Source organism: Parafrankia sp. BMG5.11 (assembly GCF_004337455.1).
The window spans coordinates 1-18,917 of record NZ_SJXI01000075.1 but is presented as its reverse complement, the minus strand read 5'-3'; the positions used below and the strand labels follow the sequence as shown (position 1 = coordinate 18,917).

The 18,917-nt window shown below is 67.5% G+C and carries 23 protein-coding genes and 4 pseudogenes; 17 read left to right on the top strand and 10 right to left on the bottom strand.

From position 1 onward, the window contains the following. Both E0504_RS51525 and E0504_RS38420 read right to left on the bottom strand, forming a co-directional pair. Positions 1–216: hypothetical protein (locus E0504_RS51525; RefSeq protein ID WP_207974657.1), on the bottom strand; the 216-nt coding region annotated here is incomplete at its 3' end. A 91-nt stretch (positions 217–307) separates the two neighbouring features. Next, positions 308–613, bottom strand: a complete 306-nt coding sequence (locus E0504_RS38420; RefSeq protein ID WP_112105945.1) for a hypothetical protein — start codon at positions 611–613, stop codon at positions 308–310. Positions 614–858: 245 nt separating this feature from the next. Here E0504_RS38420 and E0504_RS38415 point away from each other — a divergent pair, with 245 nt between their 5' ends. Both E0504_RS38415 and E0504_RS38410 read left to right on the top strand, forming a co-directional pair. After that, positions 859–1,425, top strand: a complete 567-nt coding sequence (locus E0504_RS38415) for a TetR/AcrR family transcriptional regulator (protein ID WP_131626835.1) — start codon at positions 859–861, stop codon at positions 1,423–1,425. A gap of 393 nt (positions 1,426–1,818) precedes the next feature. Further along, complete coding sequence (locus tag E0504_RS38410; protein WP_373693982.1) at positions 1,819–3,123, top strand: alpha/beta hydrolase domain-containing protein; 1,305 nt, start codon at positions 1,819–1,821, stop codon at positions 3,121–3,123. Between the two features lie 134 nt (positions 3,124–3,257). On the opposite strand, the pseudogene E0504_RS38405 reads toward E0504_RS38410, so the two are convergent. Next, positions 3,258–3,412 (bottom strand): annotated as a pseudogene (locus tag E0504_RS38405) (ISL3 family transposase); the annotation flags it as partial. Between the two features lie 4 nt (positions 3,413–3,416). Here E0504_RS38405 and E0504_RS38400 point away from each other — a divergent pair. The 5 genes and pseudogenes from E0504_RS38400 to E0504_RS52670 all read left to right on the top strand — a co-directional run. Further along, positions 3,417–3,608 (top strand): annotated as a pseudogene (locus E0504_RS38400) (ISL3 family transposase); the annotation flags it as partial. Positions 3,609–3,668: 60 nt separating this feature from the next. Next, complete coding sequence (locus tag E0504_RS53700; protein WP_200835252.1) at positions 3,669–4,304, top strand: type II toxin-antitoxin system PemK/MazF family toxin; 636 nt, start codon at positions 3,669–3,671, stop codon at positions 4,302–4,304. A gap of 15 nt (positions 4,305–4,319) precedes the next feature. Further along, positions 4,320–4,523, top strand: a pseudogene (locus tag E0504_RS38390) (replication initiator); the annotation flags it as partial. Between the two features lie 8 nt (positions 4,524–4,531). Next, positions 4,532–4,792: pseudogene (locus E0504_RS52675) on the top strand (site-specific integrase); the annotation flags it as partial. Between the two features lie 55 nt (positions 4,793–4,847). Further along, positions 4,848–5,009, top strand: a complete 162-nt coding sequence (locus E0504_RS52670) for a hypothetical protein (RefSeq protein ID WP_235013901.1) — start codon at positions 4,848–4,850, stop codon at positions 5,007–5,009. 472 nt (positions 5,010–5,481) lie between these two features. Here E0504_RS52670 and E0504_RS38380 read toward each other — a convergent pair whose 3' ends face one another. From E0504_RS38380 to E0504_RS38360, 5 genes are all read right to left on the bottom strand, one after another. Beyond that, a complete protein-coding gene (locus E0504_RS38380; protein WP_207974656.1) occupies positions 5,482–6,171 on the bottom strand; it encodes a DUF4231 domain-containing protein in 690 nt (229 codons plus the stop codon). Positions 6,172–7,158: 987 nt separating this feature from the next. Continuing rightward, positions 7,159–8,142 carry a toll/interleukin-1 receptor domain-containing protein gene (locus E0504_RS38375; protein ID WP_131626833.1) on the bottom strand — a complete coding sequence of 328 codons (984 nt, stop codon included), beginning with the start codon at positions 8,140–8,142 and terminating at the stop codon, positions 7,159–7,161. A gap of 208 nt (positions 8,143–8,350) precedes the next feature. After that, positions 8,351–8,839: a gamma-glutamylcyclotransferase family protein gene (locus E0504_RS38370; RefSeq protein WP_131626832.1), complete on the bottom strand. Its 489-nt coding sequence runs from the start codon at positions 8,837–8,839 to the stop codon at positions 8,351–8,353. Then, positions 8,724–9,929: a hypothetical protein gene (locus E0504_RS38365; protein ID WP_131626831.1), complete on the bottom strand. Its 1,206-nt coding sequence runs from the start codon at positions 9,927–9,929 to the stop codon at positions 8,724–8,726. Before E0504_RS38365 ends, E0504_RS38370 begins: the two co-directional genes overlap by 116 nt. Continuing rightward, a complete protein-coding gene (locus tag E0504_RS38360; protein WP_131626830.1) occupies positions 9,916–10,899 on the bottom strand; it encodes a helix-turn-helix domain-containing protein in 984 nt (327 codons plus the stop codon). Before E0504_RS38360 ends, E0504_RS38365 begins: the two co-directional genes overlap by 14 nt. 357 nt (positions 10,900–11,256) lie before the next feature. Between E0504_RS38360 and E0504_RS38355 the strand changes: the two genes are divergently transcribed. Beyond that, positions 11,257–11,721, top strand: a complete 465-nt coding sequence (locus E0504_RS38355; protein WP_131626829.1) for a hypothetical protein — start codon at positions 11,257–11,259, stop codon at positions 11,719–11,721. Positions 11,722–11,779: 58 nt separating this feature from the next. On the opposite strand, the gene E0504_RS38350 is transcribed toward E0504_RS38355, so the two are convergent. After that, entirely contained in the window at positions 11,780–12,196 is a 417-nt protein-coding gene (locus E0504_RS38350) for a helix-turn-helix transcriptional regulator (RefSeq protein WP_207974655.1), read from the bottom strand. 216 nt (positions 12,197–12,412) lie between these two features. Between E0504_RS38350 and E0504_RS38345 the strand changes: the two genes are divergently transcribed. The 6 genes from E0504_RS38345 (at position 12,413) to E0504_RS38320 (ending at position 16,990) form a co-directional block, all read left to right on the top strand. Then, complete coding sequence (locus E0504_RS38345; RefSeq protein WP_066071416.1) at positions 12,413–12,823, top strand: plasmid replication, integration and excision activator; 411 nt, start codon at positions 12,413–12,415, stop codon at positions 12,821–12,823. Beyond that, positions 12,820–13,110, top strand: coding sequence for a hypothetical protein (locus tag E0504_RS38340; protein WP_373693981.1), 291 nt, complete (start codon positions 12,820–12,822; stop codon positions 13,108–13,110). Before E0504_RS38345 ends, E0504_RS38340 begins: the two co-directional genes overlap by 4 nt. Before the next feature lie 153 nt (positions 13,111–13,263). Further along, the gene (locus E0504_RS38335; RefSeq protein WP_131626828.1) at positions 13,264–14,835 is read left to right on the top strand and encodes an FtsK/SpoIIIE domain-containing protein; all 1,572 of its coding nucleotides are present in this window, start codon (positions 13,264–13,266) and stop codon (positions 14,833–14,835) included. Then, the gene (locus E0504_RS38330) at positions 14,832–15,068 is read left to right on the top strand and encodes a hypothetical protein (protein ID WP_243657810.1); all 237 of its coding nucleotides are present in this window, start codon (positions 14,832–14,834) and stop codon (positions 15,066–15,068) included. The genes E0504_RS38335 and E0504_RS38330 overlap by 4 nt, the downstream gene beginning before the upstream one ends. After that, positions 15,068–16,762 (top strand): replication initiator, encoded by a 1,695-nt coding sequence (locus E0504_RS38325; RefSeq protein WP_131626827.1) that lies wholly within the window; start codon positions 15,068–15,070, stop codon positions 16,760–16,762. Before E0504_RS38330 ends, E0504_RS38325 begins: the two co-directional genes overlap by 1 nt. A gap of 30 nt (positions 16,763–16,792) precedes the next feature. After that, on the top strand, positions 16,793–16,990 hold the full coding sequence (locus tag E0504_RS38320) for a helix-turn-helix domain-containing protein (RefSeq protein ID WP_131626826.1): 198 nt from the start codon (positions 16,793–16,795) through the stop codon (positions 16,988–16,990). A gap of 6 nt (positions 16,991–16,996) precedes the next feature. Here E0504_RS38320 and E0504_RS38315 read toward each other — a convergent pair whose 3' ends face one another. After that, positions 16,997–17,200, bottom strand: coding sequence for an AlpA family transcriptional regulator (locus tag E0504_RS38315; RefSeq protein ID WP_243657809.1), 204 nt, complete (start codon positions 17,198–17,200; stop codon positions 16,997–16,999). Positions 17,201–17,350: 150 nt separating this feature from the next. Here E0504_RS38315 and E0504_RS38310 point away from each other — a divergent pair, with 150 nt between their 5' ends. From E0504_RS38310 to xerC, 3 genes are all read left to right on the top strand, one after another. Then, positions 17,351–17,650: a hypothetical protein gene (locus tag E0504_RS38310; protein WP_131626825.1), complete on the top strand. Its 300-nt coding sequence runs from the start codon at positions 17,351–17,353 to the stop codon at positions 17,648–17,650. Between the two features lie 247 nt (positions 17,651–17,897). After that, complete coding sequence (locus tag E0504_RS38305) at positions 17,898–18,107, top strand: hypothetical protein (protein ID WP_131626824.1); 210 nt, start codon at positions 17,898–17,900, stop codon at positions 18,105–18,107. Further along, the coding region (gene xerC / locus E0504_RS38300) for a tyrosine recombinase XerC (RefSeq protein ID WP_207974654.1) at positions 18,107–18,917 on the top strand (811 nt) is incomplete at its 3' end. The genes E0504_RS38305 and xerC, both read left to right, overlap by 1 nt.

Below are 18,917 nucleotides of genomic sequence, written 5' to 3'. Positions count from 1 at the left end.
CGGCCAACTGGGAAGAGCCCGAAAAATACGCTCACGGCTGTTCGCAAAGTGCGGGACGATCTCGAAAGAATCGAGATAATTGATCTTGTGAAAGGCGCCCTGACCAGGGCTTACGGGTGCGCCGCCAGGGACTTGAACCCCGAACCCGCGGCTTAAGAGATCATCGGATGCTTGTTCGTGGACGTCCGCCGACGTCCACTTGTGCAGGTCACACACGGTCCGGATTCCGTGGACGTCCACGCTCGTCCGTCGTCGTCCGCCGACTTGGCTGCCAGCCTGGCTGCCGCACCCTCCCACGCGTTGACCCTCAGCAGAACGACTCGAAGCCCAGAAGCTGCTCATCGCCACGGCGCCACACCACGGCCGCGTAGGTGAGGTCCTGGTCGTCGCCCCGCGCGCCGTACTGACCCGGAGTCTCGAAATGGTGCCGCATCTGCTCCCAACGACGCACCGCGTCGTCCCGAGTGAGCCACTGCAAGGGGCGCCCGAAACCGTGGAGCAGGACAACCCGCGCATCGGCAAGGCACCGCTCCACCTCGTCGACATCGGCCCACTGACCGGTGGCATGGCGCCACTCCCGCCCCTCGTCATCCCACAGCCGGTCGCCAAGCACCCGATTCCGCGACGGTCGGTTCCCCACCGCCCCACAGTGGCAGCCCGACCAGCCAAGCAACAGCCAACTGGCTCAGTTGACTTGACACCTTCCGGTCGACGGCCGGGAGGAGGGGCGCTGCCCTCCGCATCGTCGGACACTCCCGCGGGCGTCAGTGGTTAACACTTGTCCAATTTTTGACAACTGTATACCATCGCGACGTGCTGTCCGAGCCCTCGCGGGAACCCCGCCCCCGAGACCGGAGGGTGCTGCGCTCACGTTCAGCCCTGTTCGCGGCAGCGGTGCGCCTGGTGACCGAGCGCGGCACGACGGCCGTCTCGGCCACCGAGCTTGCCGAGGCCGCGAACGTCAGCCGGCAGCTGGTCTACCTGCAGTTCGGTGATCGCGAGTCGCTTCTTGTAGAAGCTGCGGTCGATTTGGTCAGACAGGAACTTTTTCCGCAGCTCGAGGACCACACCGAGGCCGGCCGGACGCGGGCGGTGGCGGCGGCACGACATTTCGCGCGGCACCGGTCGTTCTACCGTGCGATGTTGACCGGATCGTGCGCGTTCGCCATGACCAGTGCGCTGAACAGCTTGTTCAACCCATTCCAAAGACCGGCCGTGCGGACGCTGTTCGGCGAGCTGGGCGAGGACATGGTTGCGGACCTGGCGGCGTTTTTCACGGGTGGGACGGGCGCGGTCATCAACGACTGGTTGATCGACGGCGAGGACCCCCTCGATCCCGAGGAGCTGACGGACCGACTGCTCCGTCTCATGTCGGTCTTCGCACGGCTCCATCAGGTCGAAGCGGACGGAGATCGCGTTCGATGAACCGGCCGGCCGCTCGTCCAGCGCGACCAGAAGGTATTCCAAGACCCCGCACACCCCGCCGCGGGGATCCTGCCTGTCCGGCAATCGAATTGGCTCCAGGCCCGTTTAGTTGGCCCGGCAGTGGGGTCAACCGGTCCGATGGCAGGAGTCGATGAACATCGATGGAAACCGACGGAGGCTTCACGGATGCCAAGTGAGAATGTCGCCAGAAGGCGCAAGTTTTCACCGGGTCGACACGTCTCGGCTTTCGCCTTCGTACTCGGCATCGCCATATTCGGATCGGCATGTTCCGACGGGTCGGAGCCGATCTCGGAAACGTCGCCGACGGCACAGCCACGGCCCGCGGGACCGGTCGCCGACTTACACGAACTAAGCGGCGGTAACGGTGTCAGCATGGGTTCCCCGACGAAGGTCGACCTGACGGGCACCGGCTACGTCGAGAACGAGTACGCCGCATCAGGGACAGCGACCTCGTACGACCCGCAAGGTGCGCTAGCTCCCGATGGCCGCTGGACATTCCAACCCGGCAGTACCGCCGCGTACAGCACCCGGGTACTCGTGCGGCGGCCAGCCGCTACCACGGCGTTCAGCGGCACCGTCGTCGTCGAGTGGTTGAACGTCAGCGGCGGGAGCGACTCGGACGTCGTGTGGTCAAGCACCCACGAAGAGATCGTCCGACGGGGCGACGCGTGGGTCGGCGTCTCGGCGCAACGCATCGGTGTCATGGGCGGACCCGTGCTCACCCCGACCGGTCGCGGCAACACCTCAACCGGATTGGTTGGCGCCGACCCCGCGCGATACGGCTCGCTCAACCAGCCCGGCGACGGATACTCCTTCGACATCTTCACCCAAGCCGCGCGCGCGGTCCGTGCCAGCGGCGTGGCGATGGGCGACCTGAAGCCGCGGCGCGTGCTCGCTGCCGGCCAATCCCAGTCGGCGTACGCGCTCGTCACCTACCTCAACGGAGTGCAGCCCCTCACCCGCGAGTTCGACGGCTTCCTCGTCCACAGCCGTGGCATCGGCGGCCTTCCGCTCGCCGCACCAGGCCAGCCCGCCAACATCGCCGACGACACCGCGACCTCACCGACGATCATCCGGACCGACACCGAAGTACCAGTACTCGACATCCAGACCGAGGGCGACCTCGGCGCTCCGCTGAACTCCCTCGGCGCGCGCCAGCCCGACAGCGACCGGTTCCGCCTCTGGGAGGTCGCCGGGGCCGCGCACGCGGACATGCACACGGTCGGCCCTTTCGCCGACGCGCTCGGCTGCTCGATGAAGATCAATAATGCTCCCATGCACGTCGTCGTGAAGGCGGCACTGGACGCTCTCGAGGATTGGGTGAGTGCTGGGACACTGCCTGCCACCGCACCACGGATCGAGGTCACACAGGACAGCCCGCCGCAGATCGCGCGCGACGCCGACGGCATCGCACTGGGCGGCGTACGCACCCCGCCCGTGGACGTGCCGGTCGACGTCCTGTCAGGCACCCCCGGCCCGAACCCTTCGGTGATATGCAGTCTGTTCGGCTCGACGACACCCTTGCCCACCGAACGTCTCGCGGCCCTTTACCCGTCGCGTGACACCTACCTGCAGAAATACACCACGGCGGTCGACAGCACGATCAAAGCCGGATTCACCCTGGCGGCAGACCGTGACGCGCTGCTCGCCTACGCACAACCGTCACGCGTTCAATAAGCGTGTTCGGGGAGTGTCCGATCGCCGGCTCTGGCTCACTTTCGGTGGTGACGGGGTGTTAGTCGAGCAGGATGCGGTGGCGGAGCAGGGTGAATCCTGCTCGGCCGTGCATCTGACGCATGATCCGTGGCGCCGGAGCCGTCCCGGCAGACGATCTGGACGCCGGGGTGGGCGCGCAGCCATGCCTCCAACGCGTCAGCGCCGCGGTCGGGCAGGACGTCGACGCGCGCCGGGTCTGCGCGTCGATCAGGATCGTGGCGTAGCGGGGCCGGCGGCGCAGCGCGAAGTCGTACGTGTTGGAGCGCTACCAGCGGCGCACGGCGAGGCTGGCCGCTCAGATCGGCGCGGTCGTCCGCGAGTTAGCCGGCCGGGCCGGTGTTCGGGTCCTGTCCGCGCTGGCGATCCGGCTGTCCCGGTACAGCGCGCTGCGCTGCCTGCTGCGTCTGCCGCTCCCGCCGTTCGAGGCGCCGCGGGTGCTCGGCGTCGCCCTGGGGGCTGTATCCCAGGCGGTCAGGAGCCGTGGCCGGTCTAATTATTGTGGCGGCATGGGATTGCTGGGGGATCTGATCAAGACCGTGTCCGACCTGGTGACGAGCGGCCGCCGCAGGAGTGAGGCACCCTCGCGGGAGGCAGGACGGGAAGGTCGGCGGCGGTCGGAATCAACACCGACGGCCCGTTCTTCTTCGTCCTCGGTGGCAGCCGCGCGCAGTCATCCGGCCCGGGAGCGGGCGCGGTCGTCCCGCGCGAATGCAGAGGTCTCGCCGGGCGAGTCCGGGCCGGACGCCACCATGGAGGTCGATCCGCGTCGCATCGGGCCGGTGCGGATGAGCTACTCGCCGCAACCGGACGGGGCCCCGGATCCCGGCGAGATCGTCTGGACGTGGGTGCCGTTCCAGGAGAACGACGGACGGGGCAAGGACCGGCCGGTACTCGTGGTGGCCGTCGAATCCGCGGGCACCTACCTGGCCGTGCAGCTAACCAGCAAGGACCACGGCGGCGAGGGCGACTTTGTGCCCGTCGGCGCAGGCGGGTGGGACAGCGAGCACCGACCGTCCTGGGTCAACCTGGACCGGGTGATCCGGGTGCACGAGGGCGGGATGCGCCGAGAGTCGACGGCCCTGCCGCGCGAGCCGTTCGAGCGGGTCACGGACCGGCTGCATCAGCGCTACGGCTGGCACTAGCCTCGAATCGCAAACGGCTACCTCGACCCGGATACGTCCCGGCTGCTCCCGACCTGGGATGAGGCGGTGGACGCGATCGGCGGCGACGACGAACCGGCCCACGTCGTCCGCTTCGGGCCCCAACTCCGCGCGGACGGTGTCACGGCGAACTCGACGAACACCGGTCGGATGATTGGCTACCTGACCAAGTACCTGGTGAAGAGCCTCGACGCCTGCCACGGGGCCTGGTGATTGTGCGGCCGAAGAGTCGTGCCGGTCGGCGGACGATCGTGATTCCGCTGAACCTGGCGGTGAGCCTGCGGGCTCATCGTGCCGCTCAGCGCGCCGAGTGCGGTGCGGCCGGCGGGGAGTGGGTCAACGAACAGGATCTCGTGTTCGTCCAGCCGAACGGGCGTCCGCTCGATCCCCGTGCGGACCATCGGGCCTGGCAGGATCTGCTGTCGCAGGCCGGTGTGCGGGCGGCCCGGCTGCATGACGCGCGGCACACGATGGCGAGCCTGCTGCTGGCGCAGGGAGTTCATCCGCGGGTGGTCATGGAGATCAATGGGTCACTCGCAGATCAGCCTGACCCTGTGCACCTACAGCCATGTGGCGCCGGAGCTGTCGACCGACGCGGCCGACCGGATGGGCGCGGCCCTGTGGGGCACCGGGGCGCCGGCCACCGACAGCGACGATGACCGGAAGAAGGAAGTAGAAGGGGATTGATGCGTTGCGCACCCGTGGCTGCCAGCATGGCTGCCACAGTGAAAACAGCGGCCCCATCCAAATGGATGAAACCGCTGGTAGCTACGGGTGCGCCGCCAGGGACTTGAACCCCGAACCCGCGGATTAAGAGAAGCGGGCGCTCCGTCCACGGACGTCCACCGATGTCCACCAGGTCGCCGCGACCTGGGCTTCGACGCCGGTCCGTGTCCGCCGGTGTCCACCGACGTCCGCCGGCTCGGGTACAGCGGTGGGTACACGGTCGCCGGGCTCCACACGAGCTGACTTGATCTAAAGATTTCGTCGAGTACTGGTCACGGAAGACCGACGATCTCTAGGGCCCGCCCCCTTGCATGCGGGCGTCGCTCTAGTGCGACCGCCCACCCGCCTCGACGAGCCCAGTCAATTCCTTTTACATCGATACCGGCCATGTAGTCACATACGCCGGACAACATACTCCCGAGAGCAGGATCTACTAGGTTTGCGAGGAATCTTGTGGGTTCGAGGTCTGTTCTAGCTGTAGCTCTTTCTTTCGTTGCTCTTCCTTGAGTTCCTCCACTTTCTGTGCAAATTTTCTGAGCGCTTCTCCTTCGTCGCAGTCATAGATGCCGATGCGGAGTTCTACAGCTTTAGACTCCTTGGCTATTGCGTCAGCCGTCTGTTGTTGATTAAAACTTCTTTCCCTATACTTAAAGTAGCCAGTGAAGCCCGCAGAGATACCCACCATCCCGGCTATTCCCGCCGCGGTCCAGCTGATCCAGTTTTCCGTCGCGGTTGCGCTTGTAAGGCTTGTGACAGCGATGGATCCAATAATAATAACAGCCTGAAATGAGTTATGTACTCGGCGGTTTCGAGCAGCTTCTCTGCTGTAAGATGTGACGTCTGCTTGAGAAGCGACTCGGTAGATGCGTAAAGCAGCGACCGGATCAGAAGAGCTTTGGGCAGCAAGACCAATTTGGGCACTTTGAAGAGCTAGAAGATCGCTTCTGTGTTTATCTAGCTCGAATCGATCGTCCATAATCTTCAGTCCGAGAAGTATGGCCGCGATTACTCCAACTACTAATCCGGCATAGCTGAATGGTGCTTTATGCGAGCGCCATAGGTCCCCTGCTGTTGTAGCTCCCAGGAACCCGACGATCGCAAGGCTTCCGAGCAGGAAAAACATCCGGACTCTTTGAGCAGACCGGAGTTTGCGGATGCCGGATTCTTTTAAGTCAATTTGCTGCAAATTTAGGCGTCTTGCCGCTTCAATCCCGGGTCTGCCAGTCGATTCTGTCGCCATCTTTAAATGGAAGCCATCTCGAAGTAGTCCTGTGTTTGCCACATATATTATGCGAAAAATCGCGCCTTGTCTCAAGTTCCGCGAAGACTACTGCAAGGCGACAGCCAAATCCTTGCTTAGAAGCAAGAAATGTCTGACGGTGTGCTCGGTGTGTGTAAGGTCGTCGCTACCGCTTCCGCGGCCTCGTGCACGCAAGGAAGGGCGGCATGGGTGTATTCGGGCCAGTGGCAGGGCAGGGGGCGTTGATCTGTGATTAGATATGGGTCTTCCGTGGACGTCTACCGCGTCCGCTGACCTGGTGTGCTTCGTCCGCTGGTGTACGTCAGGGTCGGTGCTCGTCCATCGGCTTGACCGTCAACTTGGCTGTCAGTCCGCCCGCCGGGCGGTCTTGGACCACGAGCGACCCGCGGATTAAGAGATCATCGGTGGTTCGTCCGCCGATGCCCGTGGACGTCCGCCGGTGCCGGTCACGGGCTCGACCTCGTCCGCCGAGTCCGTGACCGTCCGCCGTTGTTCGCGGGCTTGGCTGCCACCCTGGCTGCCGGCCGCTGCGATCTCCGCTCCGGTGCAGACGGTGCTGATGCCTCAAATCCGCAGTTAGATTTGGATCATCCAGGTGCCTCCATGGACGTCCAGGGAGTCCGGTTACCTCGGGCGTCGAGCCTATCGGCGTCCATGAAGGCCCACCGACGTCTGGCGGCTCGGCTGTCAACTTGGCCGTCAGATCGCCTGGGCCCCGGAGGTAACGACGATCTTCGTTGGCAAGCCGACCCGTACCGCAGGCGCGCAAGCGCCGAGGAACGGAAGCGGCGCGGCAGCTCTCTATTTAACCAGCGGTCGAAAATCTCCGGCGGGTCGTAGACGAGCGTCCTAAAATGGCGGTTCGTCCGAGTAGCTGCCGGCAGGTTGCGACCAGGGATCATCGTAGGACGCAGGGGTTTGGTAAGGCCGGTAAGAAGGTGTAGGAGTCGATTCTTTCAAACTCGACTGCTGGCTCTCTATTGTCGCGGAATCCGCCTCGGTCGTCAGTTCGATTGAAAAACTTGTTGCGAAGGGCTCAAGGGTCTTTGTCAGGAGGGCAGGGATCTCGATGTCCAGAGGGATGGAGATCCGGACATGTTTTCCGTCGGCGACGAAGGCGACTAGTGAGAGAGGAAAGAACCTGCCCAATATGACTAGGATATTGCTTGCGCTGGCGGATCCAGCGACTGGTGTAAGGATCCCGAGAATTTCGGCGTGGGACCGATGGGTGGCTAGACTGGCCGCAATCTGCGAGCTCTGGGCATGCTGCTTCCGGGTGATTAGCAGGAGCTCTTCTACCAGTTCGCGAGTAGACCGGAGCGGTGCCTCGACAGTGGGCTTCGTGCGGGACATCTGAAGTCGGATTTTGTCGAGTCGTTCGGCGAGCTCGCTCCACCCCCGTTCGACGGATCGCGTAAGGACGTTCTCGGGTACTGGAGAGGGAGAAGCTAGATTGATGGCGGAGAGCATTCTTGCGACATCAGTCTTACTGGAACTGTCGACGGCCTGAAACTGAGAAAGGGGGCCTTTCAGGTTTGCGGGCGATAGGCCGACCAGAAAAGGTATCACGAGCGCCTTATCGAGAAATTTACTCAAGGCTCCAGCTTCGAAATTGATCCAGGGTGCCGACTGTGTTTCGTTCGAAATGCAGATTATCCCTGCGGAGAGGTGGGCAAGTTCGTCGGCAAGTACCCCCATGGAGCGAGAGCCGCTCGAAATGTCCTGCGATGAGACCCACGGCTTAGCTGACTGCAATACGGTTGGCATCCATTCGTTAAGCAGCTCGGCGACTTCTTTCATATCGCCCCCGGACCAGCTAAGAAATACCTGCATTGAGTCGCTCCCCGTTGGATAGCACCTGCGCGCTACAAGGCTACGGGGATGGCTTGGGCGGGCCGACGCTGGGTTACTGTCGAACGGAGGACGGATCAGGGTGGACAGGTGACGCGCCGGCGAGCACGGCGCGCCAGCGCCGCGCGCAGCCGTCGCGCGGCCCGGCCTGACCTTGATCCCAAGAACGAGAGTTTCGGCAACGTGCGGGCTACCTGCTTTGCTCGTGGCGGTGACGCCAGGCGGTGCAACGCTCCACGTAGTTGAGCAGGTGGTCGCGGGCGAAGTCGTCAGGGCTCCATGGCTGGGCGGGGAGGAACTCGGCGGGCTTGGCGCAGGCGTAGGCCCACGCGTGCCTGCCGTGCTCCAGGTCTATGCGGCTGACGGTGTAGAAGTCGGCCTCGAAGGCGTCGAGGGTGCTCCACTCGGCTTCGGTGAGGTCATCGAATAGGTGTCCCCTCGCGGTGGCGGCCTGGTCGCGGATGAGTCCGGGGTAGATCCGCTCTGGGAGAGCGATGACCCGCCATCCGGCGACGGTGACGGGGGCGCGGTGGGGGTCGCGGTCGATGAGGGCTCGCAGGACGTCAGGGAAGAGAAGGCTTCCGTAGACGAAGAGGGGTGCCGGGTCCGCCGATGCGGGGTCCAGTCGGCCAGAGTTGGGTGAGTTGGTGCGGGGTGCTGGGCTGGGTGTAGACGGCACGGAAGACCTTCCCCACGGTTTCGGTGTCGGCGGTGTCGGCGGTGTCGGCAAGGTTGACGAACCAGTCGATGCCGGCGGGATAGGCCCACAGGTAGGTGCGTAGCTGGGGGTCGTTGCCGCGGTCGGTGAGGATGTCTGCGATGGCGTCCGTGGTCCAGAACGGGACGCAGGCGCGGGCATGGTCTGCGCAGTCTGCGACCGGCGCACCGTCGTTGATGGCGCGGTGCAGGTCGGCGCGGATGAGCTGTAGGTAGTGGTCCAGGCGGACGCGGGCGGTCACGGCGGTGTCGTCGGGGGTGACGAACAGCGGCATGGCCTGCGCGATGCCTTCCAACAGCACCTGATAGGGCACGTGGACCGACAGCAGGCGCGGCCACGGAACATCGGTGCGGTTGGCGGTGGCGGTGTAGCTGGCGCTCTGGAGAGCGTGTCCGAGGATCTCGTGTAGGGCGAACTGGCGTAGGCGGACCTTGGTGAAGGTGGCGTTGCGCAGGTTGAAGCGGAGCTGTACGTCCTGGCCGGTGCCGTCGAGCCAGTAGGCCCAGTAGGCGTCGACGTCGACGGTCGTGATCTCCAGGGTGTACGGGGCATCTGTTTCGGCAAGGGCGCGGACGGCCGGGTCTGCCTCGCTGGCAGCGGCGCGGATCATCTCGGGTGCGTCGGCGGCCTCGACTGGTCCTTCGGCGTCGCGTAGCTGGCGGTCGGTGGTGGCATCCCAGGAAACCCCGATGTCGGCCAGAGCCGCGCGGGCGCGTTCACCGACGGCGGTCACGTACTCCTCGGGCCATCCGGCCGCGGAGCATCCCTGGGTGGCGGTCAGGTAGTCGTCGAGTGGGGGCCGCTCGCCGAGCAACGCGCCGAGATAGGCCAGGTGGGCGCGGAGCTGCTCGGCGCAGACCTGGTCGCCGTCACGCTCGGCTCGTTTGTAGAGCTGGGTGAGTGTGCTGTGAACGTCGAGGCGGCTCGGGGCCGCTGTCACCTGGGCCGCGGTCGGCGCGCAGTCGAAGTCGATGACCGGCGACGCCTTCCGGGCCTTCTCGTAGGCGTCCCATGCTCGTAGCGTCTGTTCGATCTCGTCACGTAGACGCATGCGCGGTGTCCCATCGCAGCGTCACGAACTGGTTCGGTCGTAGGTTCCGGCGGGTCAGCTCGATGACGACTCCGGCCTCGTCGCGGGCGAAGGACAGACCTTCGGTCGCCGAGATCTCCGACCCGTCCGGCCGGTCCTCGGTCGCCGAGCATCGGGTCAGCGACGTGACGCCCTGGTGGCGAAGCCGGATCGTGAGCGTCCCGGTGGGGCGGACGATCGACTGACGCCAGTAATGGTCGTAGACGAACCGTCCGCCGGTACTGCGGTAGCCGACGGTCGCCGATTCTCCGGGCTGGATGGCTGGGAAGACCTGGCAGGCGAAGCGGGCGCTGAGCTTGGTGTCGTGGACGCGCTGAATGATGATGTTGCGGTCGGGGGAAGGTAGGGCCTCAATCTCCAACGGGCCGTTGGTGGTCTCGAACCACAGTTCCCTGTTGAGCCTGGTGAACGGCGTCGTCGTGCCGTTGTACAGCTCATGGCGGTAGGTCAGTGTTGCCCATCCGTCTTCGGCAACTTCGATGTCGATGGTCAGGCTGCGGTCCTCGACGTCTCCGGCCGGCTCGCGGGGCGCTGGCATGCTCACGCCGGCGGTCGTGGTCGCGTAGGCGTTGGCGCGGTGATGGTCACCGATGCCGGCAAGGGCAGGGGACGACGGCGCGTCGGCTCTGGTCGTCTCGGCTTCCCAGGGGCGGGGCGCGAGTCGGAAGTAGGCGCCGGGGATGCGTAGAGCGTCGGCGATGCGCTCGACCAGGTCGAGTGAGGTGATGTTGCTTTCGCCGCTCATGACCCGGCTGACCCGGCTTTGGGTGAGGCCGCGGACGGGGGAGGACACGCGGTCCTGGCTGGCGCCGTCGTACTTGCGCATCAGGCGGAAGATCGCCTGGAAGTCCAGGGTCTCGCAGGCGGCGCGGAACTCCTCGCGGGCGAGGAGATCGGGCGAGACGGTGTAGGGAGGGGCGGGCTGGGCCATCCGCCATCTCCTCGGGTGCGGGCCGACAGCCAGGGTCAGCGGGTGGTCAGGTCGCTACGCAGAGACTAGCGCCACCATGCCACCTTGGTATGGGTGGTTCGCCGCTGATCTGACGCTTTGGCGCTCGGATGGCGCCTGACAGCCACTCGGCAGGCGGTGAACCGGCCGGATTCCATGCACACCGTGCCTTGCCAACTTGACGTTTCGTGACGCATCGGATGCGGACGAGTCTTGTTCGCAGGCCACCCCGCTCCGCGTCGAGTCGGGATCTCCGCGGGGCGGGGTGGCGTCCAGGCCGTGAGGCGACGTGAGCGGATGAGGGGCGCTACGGGTGCGATGGGACATGACGGAGCAGACATGGACGGAACCTCGCGGCGGGTCCGGGGGTTCGCGATGACGTGGGCCAGCGGCTCCTGCGAGACGGACGGGGAACCGGGCGTGGGCCTGCTGCCGTGGGGCGCGGACGCCTGGGCGCTGGTCGTGCCGGCCGGCTCGTCGGCGCAGGCGCTGTACGCGGCGATGGCGGACATGCCGTCCGGCCTGCGCTTCGTCGAGTCCTTCGGGGACGTGGACACGGTCCTGGTCTACGAAGCGTCCGGGATACGGCTGTCCCGGCGGCAACTGCCGGGCTCCTTCCTGCGCTCCATGCTCGAACTCGACCCGGCGGCGGTCGGGGAGGGCAACGGCCGGCGGTGGATGACCGAAGGAGAGCGCGGGGCGTACGACGCGGGGAAGGCGGACATGGCTGATGCGCTGCGCCGGCAGGTGATCCGGCGGCGTCGGCGCCCACGGGCGTGGAGCCCTGCGGTGCTGGAGGACTGACAGCACGAAGAGTCGCGATGGGCCGGACCTCGTCGGGGGGGTCCGGCCCATCGTCGTCTCAGGACGGTGTACGGCTGTCCGCGCTGGTGACGGCCTGCTCGACGGCGGCGAGCCTGGAGGTGATCTCGGTGAGCCGCTCCTCGACCCGGGCCAGGGCGGCGAGGATCTCCCGGCCCGTGGGCTCACCTGGCGTGCCGGCGACCGGCGGCTCTGACACGAGCACCTGGATCAGGTGATCGTCGGGCCACTCCAGCGCCTGGGCGATCGCGACGAGGGTCTTGTTCTGCACCCGGCGGCCGGCGCCGTGCTGAAGCTCGCGCAGCGTCGACACGGACACTCCCGAGATGCGGGCAAGCTCCTGCTGACCGATGCGACGGCGCGCCATCCGCTCGTTGAGCGCTGACGCGACGGCGGCCCAGTCCTCGCCGTTCACGGGCCCGCGGGCCCGGTACACCGGGGTTCTCCGGTCAGCCATGCGCGCATATTAGCGGCCCGCAAAACGACGCCAGGAGCCATACCGGCATGCCATATCACCTTGGCATGAACCTATGAGCGCCTGCATGGCGCCCATGTCACGGCTACATACAACGCTGGGTTAGCGGTTGATACGCGCTTGCTGAGCGGTGGATCGTGTATCTCGTCAGCCGGAACGCACGGTTGGTTCCGGGTAAAGGCGAGTGGAGGTGGCACGGTGGCGGTTCCGCAACGCATTCCGGTGCGGTTCGAGGACGTGTTCCCGCACGGTGCGTTCGTGCTGGGCGTGGAGGCGGCGAGCGACTTCGACAAGGTGAGGGAGAAGGCGGCGGACGTCCAGGCTCGGGACAAGGACACCGGCGAGCGGGTGTGGTCGGTGCGGGTCCTGGACGCGGACCCGATGGCCCGGAAAGCCGAACTGAAGGTGAAGATCTTCGGGGAGGTGGCGCCGGTCCTGCCGGACAATCTGCCGGGGCTGCCGTTCCGGCCGGTGATGTTCGAACACCTGGTGGTGGTCCCGTACGTGGACACCAACGGGTCGCAGCCGCGGGTGGCGTTCTCGCTGCGGGCGGGCGTGATGCGGCCGGTCGGTCCGGCTCGGCGGACCAACCCGGGGGTGGCGGCGTGAGCGGGCGCGAGATGGACGGGCTGCGCTCGTCGACGCACCTGGGGCTACACGTGGGCGCGGACTGGTCGGCCCGGTGCCACACCTACCCCGACAAGCCACCGATCCTCTCCGTCCACACGGGCCGGACGATGCTGTCCGTCTCGGCGGCCGGTAGCGCGGTGACCTCGGATCAGGTCGACTTCGCGTACGCTCTGCTCGCCGCGGTGAACGACTACCTCATTGAATGCGAGCGTTTCCGGTTCGCCGCTCAGGACGCGGCCGAACTGCCGGGGCATCTCGCCGCTTAGCCGCTCCGTGTAGCTGCTCTGCGGTTCTCCTTCACGTCAGGCGGCCCGGAACCCTTCGTTCGGGCGAACGGGTTCCGGGCCCGCCGGACCTTCCTTCATCTCCATCTCTTTCGACTCCTGGTTTCGTGCGCTCTGAAACAGGTGGTATCTGTCATGTCCAGAATCAACGGCGACCGGGGAATGCCTCGCATTCCGTCCCGGCCCGACAAGATGCGGGTCCCGATGTGGATGCTGCTGTTCGCGGTGGCGGGCAAGGGGCTGGTGCTCGGGGTCCGCTGGTGCTGGCGGCATCGGGTGGCGGTGCCGGTCGCGCTCGGCCTGGCGCTGTTCACGCGCCGCTTCGGGGCGCTGGGCCTGGTGGCGCTGCTCGTCGCCCTGGCCCTGGTCGCGGTTGTCTGGCGGCGCCTGCACGCCCGGTCGTTCGGCTGGCTGGCCCGGTGGGTGTGGGGACGGGTGCGGCTCGGTTTCGTGTACCGGCGGCGGTGGCGGCCGGCGATGGTGCACTCGGGTCTGGCGATCCGCATGCCGGCGTCGAACGGCGATCAGGTGACCTTCGACGAGTACTTCCCGCGTATCCGTTCGATCCGCTCGACCCGGGCCGTGGACGTGCTGCGGGTGGAACTGCTCCCGGGGCAGACACCGGAACAGTGGGCGGACGCGGCCGAAGGACTGCGGCACGTGTTCCGGGCGCGGCGCTGCCAGGTGCAGGGCGAGCCGTCCCGCTTCGTCCGGCTGCACTTCCACCACCGCGACACCCTGACCACCCCTGTCGAACCGGCCGGGCTCGACTCGTCGGACCCGGTCATCGACCACGACCCGGACGGCGACGGCACGGCGATCGGCGAGCCTGACCGTCTCGTCGGGGACCTCTCGGCCGTTCGCGTCGGCCGGCGGGAGGACGGCAAGCCCTGGACGCTGCCCGTGCGGGGAACCCATCTGCTCATCGCGGGGGCCACCGGTGCCGGTAAGGGCTCGGTGCTGTGGTCGGTCATCCGCGGTCTCGGCCCGGCTGTGCGCGCCGGCCTCGTCGAGCTGTGGGTCTGCGACCCCAAGGGCGGGATGGAACTCGCGTTCGGTGAGCCGCTGTTCACCCGGTTCGCCACCACCACTGAAGCGATCGCGGATCTTCTCGACGACGCGGTGTCGGTGATGCAGGACCGGACGGCTCGGCTGCGCGGGGTGACCCGGCTCCACACCCCGACTCGGGGCGAGCCGCTGATCGTCCTGGTGGTCGATGAGATCGCCTCGTTGACGGCCTATGTCACCGATCGGGACGTGAAGAAGCGGATTGGGGCGGCGCTGCCGCTGCTGCTCTCTCAGGGGCGGGCGCCCGGGGTCGTGGTCCTGGCGGCGGTGCAGGACCCGCGTAAGGAGGTGCTGCCGTTCCGGGACCTGTTCCCGGTCCGGGTCGCGCTGCGGATGACCGAAGCCGAACAGGCGGATCTCGTGCTCGGCTCCGGGGCCCGTGACCGGGGCGCACGGGCGGACGAGATCCCGGTGTCGTTGCCCGGGGTGGGCTACGTGCTCCACGAAGGACAACCCGAACCGGTCCGGGTTCGGGCCTCGTTCGTCGACGACACCGAGATCAGCCGGACCGTGTGGTCCTATCGGCCCACTCCCGCGGCCGGCGCCGGCTGGACACCGGACCTCGACTCCTACCGTGACGACGATTCGGCCGATCACGACAACTCCGGCGACGGCTCCTGGTGGGGTGAGGTGGCGTGAACGGTCCGGCTGGCGAGATAGCTGACGATCTGCTCGACTCGGCCGCGCCGGTGCCCGTTCTGCCGGTCTGCGCGACCTGCGGACACCTGCGTATCACCCACCGGCGCGGCCGGTGCCGTGCGGACGTCGGCTCCGGAACCGCCTGCGGCTGCGCCTTCTTCATCACCGCCCCGGCTCGTCCGTCGGCCGGTGTGCGCCTGGACCTCGACGACCGGGAGGACCTCACCTCTTGATGACTGGCCTCACCTCGGCTGACCCTGACGTTTCCGCCGGCCGTGACGATCGTCCGGGTTCGCGGGCGGCGCGGATGCGGATGCCGCTTGCTCGCCAGGTCGTGGAAACGGTCGCCATGGAGAACGGCGTGTGTGTGCGGCCGATGGCGATGCGCCGGACGAACCTCGACACCGGCGAAACCGAGATCATCCCGGTGCCCTGCGGCGCCACCCTGGCGAGCAAGTGCCCGACCTGCGCGGAGAAAGCGCGGCGGCTGCGGATGGCACAGTGCAAGGCAGGCTGGCACCTCGACGACGAACCGCTTCCCGACCCGGACCCGCCCACGGAGGAGGCGAAGACCCTCGCGGGCTTCCGCGCCGATCTCGAAACCGTCCGGCTCGACGCTGAGCGCGCCGGGGACGCGGCCGGCGTCGCAGAGATCGACGAACTCATCGGCCAGGTGGACGAGGAACTCAACGCGCTCGGCGTGCGGGGGAAGGCGGCGCCGGACAGTCGGGATCGGCCTCGCCGTGTCCGCTCGACCCGCCGGCGGCAGGATGCCCCCGACCTGCCCCGGCTCCCGGTGGACAAGCGGACAGTCGGGCGGACCTTCGAAGCGACGGACGGCACCACCTGGCGGCCGTCGATGTTCCTGACCCTGACCTGCGACTCGTACGGACGGGTCACGAGTGAGGGAACCCCGGTCGACCCGGGCTCGTACGACTACCGGCGGGCGGCGCGGGACGCGATCCACTTCCCGAAGCTGATCGACCGGTTCTGGCAGAACCTGCGCCGCGCGGTCGGCTGGGATGTGCAGTACTTCGCCACGCTCGAACCGCAACGGCGACTCGCCCCGCACCTGCACGCGGCCATCCGCGGCACCGTGCCCCGGGTCCTGCTGCGCCAGGTGGCGGCGGCCACGTACCAGCAGGTCTGGTGGCCATCCTGTGAGCGGCCGGTCTATGACGACACGTGCCTCCCGGTCTGGGACGACACCGCGGCCGGCTACCTCGACCCGGACACGTCCCGGCCGCTCCCGACCTGGGATGAGGCGGTGGACGCGATCGGCGACGATGACGAACCGGCCCACGTCGTCCGCTTCGGGCCACAGCTCCGCGCGGACGGCGTCATCGCCAACAACGCGAACACCGGCCGGATGATCGGCTACCTGACCAAATACCTGACGAAGAGTCTCGACGCCTGCCACGCGGTCACCACCGACGCTCAGCGGCGGCACGTCGATCGGCTCGCGGACGCGCTGCGCCACGAACCGTGCTCGCCTACCTGCGCGAACTGGCTGCGCTACGGCGTCCAGCCACGTAACCCGAAGCCGGGCCTCGTCCCAGGCCGGTGCCGGGGCAAGGCCCACCGGCGGGAGACCCTCGGGTTCGGCGGCCGGCGGGTGCTCGTCTCGCGCCGCTGGTCCGGCAAGACCCTGACCGACCACAAGCACGACCGGGTCGCGTTCATCCGGGAGCAGCTCGAAGCCCTCGGCCAGGTGGCGACCGGCCCGGCGGCCCCCGGCACCGACCCGGCACGGACGGTGTGGACGCTGCTCCGGCCCGGTGACCCGGCGGCCCCTCGTCGCGAGCACCTGTTGTTGCAGGCGGTCGCGCAACGGCATGCCTGGCGCGCACAGCTCGACGCGGCCCGCGCCGCCACGGCCGGCAGACCTCCGGGAACCGGCCCACCGGCGGTGGCCGACGCTGCCTGAGCTGTCGTCTCGATCGCCTGGAAGGCAAGGATGACCAAGCTTCTCGTGACACCGGCCGAAGCCGCTGAGATCCTCGCGCTCAGTCGGAGCACCGTGTACGAACTGCTCGCCGCGGGCGTCATCGAGTCTGTGCACGTCGGCCGGTCCCGGCGCATTCCGCGCGCTGCGCTCGACGCCTACGTGAACCGGCTGCGCGGCCTCGACGTCGGCCACGGTGCGGCGGCATGAGACGGGCTACCGCTTGGCCGGTGGCGGAAGGTCGGGCCGATGTTCGGCAATCCAGGCTTCGACGTCGTCGGTCTGCCAGATGTGGCCTGCGGCGAGCGTGGCATGCGGCTTCGGGAAGGTCGGGTCCTCCTTCAGGAGCTGGTTCACCCGGGTCCGGCCCACCCCTAGCCGCTGCGCGATCTCCGCCGCACCCATGAGCGGTTGTCCCATGACCGCAGACTACTGGACGACCGTCCAGACGCCATGTACCGTTGGCGTCGCTGGACGGTCGTCCAGTCGATATAGGCGGTCCCGGCGGGTGCGCCAACACCCAAACCGGGACCTGAGATCCCACCCTGCTCATGACAGGAGCGAGACCCTATGCCCATTTTCCCGTCCGGCAGCTTCGGCGCGTGGCGCACCCCCGGCAACGGTGAGAACCCGCTCGTCTCAGTGCGCGCGACCGACACCGGCTATGAGCTGCTCGTCCGTCCCGGTGCGGACGTCGGCGACCTGATGGCGATCCTTGCGGGGCTGCCCGTGGACGCCTTCTTCACCGAGCACTTCGGCGACGTTGACGCGGTCCTGGTCTTCCGTCGGGTGCCCGGTCTTTCGGCAACGGTCCTGGACGGCTGGGACCCCTCGGCGGGTCCGGCGGTGGCGAGCGTTCCCCGCCTGTAGCGGCTGTTCTGCCTGCTCTACCCCCATTTTTCTTCCGTTCTCTGGTGGCGCTTGAAGCTGTCGGGGTGTCGGACGTGTCCAGGGTCGGCCGAAGGCCGATGGCGAAGCCACGCGTAGCGCCTTGGACGCGGCCGGCGCCCCGGCAGACCATCCCAGCGCCAGAGAACGGAAACCCAACCGCACCGGGCGACGCCACCCGCGGCCCGCGTGCACCTGACCCGTTCTTCGGCAAGGAGCCGTGTTCGCCATGCCCACGGACAACGACAACCCCCCAACCATGAGCCTGCCGCAGGCGCTGCGCGAGCACCTCGGCCGGGCCCGCGCCGGTCAGGGCCGGGAGTACCCGCAGCCCGAGGGAGAGACCAAGTTCGCCTGCGACATGGGCGACAGCCGGTACGGCTGCGCCTGGTGCGACAACATCGCGTGGCCCGACGGCAACCCGCTGGACGGCGAGTGATGGCCGCGGGGGACGGTGCCGGGAACGACCGGCGGAAGCGGCGGCGCTCCCAGGGCGAAGGCGCCCTGTTCCAGCGTGCGAGTGACGGCCTGTGGGTCGGCCGGGCCGATCTCGGCTGGGTGGACGGAAAGCGTTCCCGCAAGACGGTCTACGGCAAGACCGAGAAGGAATGTCGCGAGAAGCTCAACAAGGTCCAGCGCGCGGCCGAACTCGGCGTCAACGTCACGGCTGAGCGCCGGACGGTCGCGGTCTGGCTGGGGGAGTGGCTCGACATCAAGGAGGGCGACGGCACGCGGGCGTCGACGCTCCGGGCGTACCGCTGGCTGATCAACACGCACATCGTGCCGGTGATCGGCCGTGTCCAGCTCGACAATCTGACTCCGCTGGACGTCCGGCGGCTCGTTGCCTCGGCGAAGAAGTCGGGGTTGTCGGCGGGCAGCGTCCGCCACGTGCACAGCCTGATCCGCAACGCCCTGGCGGAGGCTGAGCGGCTGGACCTGGTGGCGCGCAACGTGGCGAAGGCGGTCAAGGCGCCACCCACCCCGCATCGTGAGGTCCGGGCACTGCGCCCGGAAGAGGCGCGCCGGCTCGTCGAGGTGCTCCGCGGTGAGCGGCTCGAAGCGGTGTTCGCGTGTGGCCTGATGCTCGGGCTACGCCGTGGGGAGATCCTCGGCCTGCGCTGGGCCGATGTCGACCTGGACAGCGCGACGCTCCACGTTCGCCAGACCCTGCAACGGGTCGACGGCTCGCTGATGTTCGTCCCGGCGAAGACGGAGCGGTCCCACCGACGGCTGCCTATCCCGCCCCGCC

What these genes read in the sequence shown, in the direction of transcription:
- E0504_RS38325 (WP_131626827.1), top strand. Translation starts at nt 15,068, where the DNA reads ATGACTGGCCTCACCTCGGCTGACCCTGACGTTTCCGCCGGCCGTGAC.
- E0504_RS38350 (WP_207974655.1), bottom strand. Translation starts at nt 12,196, where the DNA reads ATGGCTGACCGGAGAACCCCGGTGTACCGGGCCCGCGGGCCCGTGAAC.
- E0504_RS53700 (WP_200835252.1), top strand. Translation starts at nt 3,669, where the DNA reads ATGGGATTGCTGGGGGATCTGATCAAGACCGTGTCCGACCTGGTGACG.
- E0504_RS38375 (WP_131626833.1), bottom strand. Translation starts at nt 8,142, where the DNA reads ATGCAGGTATTTCTTAGCTGGTCCGGGGGCGATATGAAAGAAGTCGCC.
- E0504_RS38315 (WP_243657809.1), bottom strand. Translation starts at nt 17,200, where the DNA reads ATGGGACAACCGCTCATGGGTGCGGCGGAGATCGCGCAGCGGCTAGGG.
- E0504_RS52670 (WP_235013901.1), top strand. Translation starts at nt 4,848, where the DNA reads ATGGGTCACTCGCAGATCAGCCTGACCCTGTGCACCTACAGCCATGTG.
- E0504_RS38355 (WP_131626829.1), top strand. Translation starts at nt 11,257, where the DNA reads ATGGACGGAACCTCGCGGCGGGTCCGGGGGTTCGCGATGACGTGGGCC.
- E0504_RS38310 (WP_131626825.1), top strand. Translation starts at nt 17,351, where the DNA reads ATGCCCATTTTCCCGTCCGGCAGCTTCGGCGCGTGGCGCACCCCCGGC.
- E0504_RS38365 (WP_131626831.1), bottom strand. Translation starts at nt 9,929, where the DNA reads ATGCGTCTACGTGACGAGATCGAACAGACGCTACGAGCATGGGACGCC.
- E0504_RS38410 (WP_373693982.1), top strand. Translation starts at nt 1,819, where the DNA reads ATGGGTTCCCCGACGAAGGTCGACCTGACGGGCACCGGCTACGTCGAG.
- E0504_RS38305 (WP_131626824.1), top strand. Translation starts at nt 17,898, where the DNA reads ATGCCCACGGACAACGACAACCCCCCAACCATGAGCCTGCCGCAGGCG.
- E0504_RS38320 (WP_131626826.1), top strand. Translation starts at nt 16,793, where the DNA reads ATGACCAAGCTTCTCGTGACACCGGCCGAAGCCGCTGAGATCCTCGCG.
- E0504_RS38360 (WP_131626830.1), bottom strand. Translation starts at nt 10,899, where the DNA reads ATGGCCCAGCCCGCCCCTCCCTACACCGTCTCGCCCGATCTCCTCGCC.
- E0504_RS38335 (WP_131626828.1), top strand. Translation starts at nt 13,264, where the DNA reads ATGTCCAGAATCAACGGCGACCGGGGAATGCCTCGCATTCCGTCCCGG.
- E0504_RS38380 (WP_207974656.1), bottom strand. Translation starts at nt 6,171, where the DNA reads ATGTTTTTCCTGCTCGGAAGCCTTGCGATCGTCGGGTTCCTGGGAGCT.